Raw genomic sequence first — 2,255 nt, 5'->3', positions numbered from 1 at the left:
CAACCCGGCCTTACCTGAACTACGGTCCGTCGGACTATGACACGGCGCACCGAATCTCGATGAACGCGATCTATGCGTTGCCGTTCAAGGGCAATCGTCTGGTGGAAGGCTGGCAGCTTTCGGGCATCTCGCAGTGGCAGACAGGCAATCCGTTGAACGTCACTACGACCTCAACCTTCACCGGAACCGCCAATGTTCTGCATCCAAACCTGTTGGCTCCGGTGCAGTACGGTCTTACCCGTCCCAGTGCGACGACCGTGCAGTGGTTCAATCCGGCAACCTGCGCCACGGCGACCGCTGGTTGCATCTTCCAGCTTCCTTCCACCGGATTCGGCAACCTGGCTCGCAATGCTCTCCGCGGACCCGGATTTGCAGACACCGATTTCTCGATTGAGAAGAACACGACCATCTATGAGGCGGTGAAGTTCCAGCTTCGCGTCGACGCGTTCGATATCTTCAACCACCCGAGCTTCGGAAATCCGACGACCTCGGCGAACTCCACCACCTTCGGCATCATTTCGTCCACACGTTTCCCGGTCGGCGATCTTGGCTCTTCGCGCCAGTTACAGATCGTCGGTAAGATCATCTTCTAAATACTGCTTCTTCCAGGTGCGGCGCTTCGCCTGGTGCGAGGCGCCGCTTTTCACGCCAACTCAACTTTCCTTGACGGAGTATTTTGATGATGAAGGTTCGCGGTATCTTTGCGGCGGTGACGATTTTCTCTCTTCCTTGCCTGCTCGTTGCACAACAGAAGCCGCACCCGGCAGCCGCTGTGAAGCTCGACTTTGAAGCGGTGGGCACGCCTATCAAGGCTGATCCCATTGATGCACAGATTACGGCGGCGCTGAAGCAGGTTTCTGCCGAGCGCATCAAAGCCAACATCACCCGTCTGGTCGAGTTCAACAACCGGTCTACGATCTCCTCTACCGAGACCGATCTGAAGCCCGGCACCGGTGTGCTGGCCGCTGCTGACTGGATCAAGTCGCAGTTCGAGAGCTACAGCAAGGAGTGCGGCGGATGCCTCGAAGTCTCCTTTGACGAGTCCGTCGAGCAGCCGCAGGCCGGCTTCAACAACAGCCGCCCACGCATCATCAAGCCCACGCCGCTGCACAACGTTGTCGCCATCCTGAAGGGAACTGATCCCGTCGCGTCAAAGCGCATGTACCTGGTGACCGGCCACTATGACACACGCGAGACCGACGTGATGAACACGCACGATTTCGCTCCGGGCGCGAATGATGACTCCAGCGGCACAGCCGTCTCCATGGAAGCAGCACGCGTACTCAGCAAGCTCAAGTTTCCGGCAACACTCGTCTTTGTCACGGTGGCCGGTGAAGAGCAGGGCCTTAACGGATCGCATCATCTCGCAGAACGGGCCCGCAAAGAAGGCTGGGAGCTTGAAGGCGTGTTGAACAACGACATTGTCGGGGGTGACACCACGCCCGGCGACAAGCTGCAGTCCAAGCAGCGGATCCGCGTCTTCTCGCAGGGCATTCTGCCGTCGGCGCCGATCGAGCAGATCCGGCAGACACTGAATATTGGGGCTGAAAACGAGACACCCTCGCGTCAGCTCGCGCGCCAGGTGCTCGCGGTCGGAAGAACTTACTTTCCTGGAACCTTTCATCCGGTGATGGAGCTCCGCCTGGACCGCTTCCTGCGCGGCGGCGATCATCGGTCGTTCAGTGAGGCAGGTTTTGCGTCAGTCCGCTTCACTGAATGGCGCGAAAACTTCGATCACCAGCACCAGCATGTGCGTGTAGACAACGGCAAGGAATATGGCGACCTGCTGAAGTATGACGACTTCGACTACATCGCCAGGGTGGCGAGGCTGAATATCGCGACATTGGCGACATTGGCCAATTCGCCCGGCATTCCGCAGAACGTTCGTGTGACCACATCGAACCTCGACAACGACACGATTCTGAAGTGGGATGCTCCGCAGAGCTACACGCAGCCGGTGACCTACCAGATCGTATGGCGTGAGACCACGGTGAACGACTGGCAGTATGTCGTGGATGCGACACAGTTCCCAGGGAAGGATGCGAACAGTACGCGTCTCCCGGTTTCAAAGGACAACGTCTTCTTCGGCGTGCGCGCCTGCACCACAGCGGGGATCTGCAGCCAGGCGGTCGGACCTGTTCCAAGTCGCGAGTAGAGCGTTTTCCCTGCGGGCGTGATGTAGAGCTTCCGCCTCTATGGGCGTTTTCATTCCGGAAAACGCCCATAGAGGCACAAGCCCGCGCTAACCCGGGAAA

Annotated in this window: 1 protein-coding gene and 1 pseudogene; both read left to right on the top strand. The window is 58.7% G+C overall.

Translation table 11 applies throughout. The features are described from left to right. Positions 1–593, top strand: a pseudogene (locus AB4043_RS23030) (TonB-dependent receptor); the annotation flags it as partial. Positions 594–679: 86 nt separating this feature from the next. Continuing rightward, positions 680–2,155, top strand: a complete 1,476-nt coding sequence (locus AB4043_RS23025; RefSeq protein ID WP_442303308.1) for a M28 family metallopeptidase — start codon at positions 680–682, stop codon at positions 2,153–2,155. The last annotated feature ends 100 nt before the right edge of the window (positions 2,156–2,255 follow it).

Source organism: Terriglobus sp. YAF25 (assembly GCF_052113305.1).
GTDB lineage: Bacteria > Acidobacteriota > Terriglobia > Terriglobales > Acidobacteriaceae > Terriglobus.
This window is presented reverse-complemented; position numbering and strand designations above follow the sequence as displayed.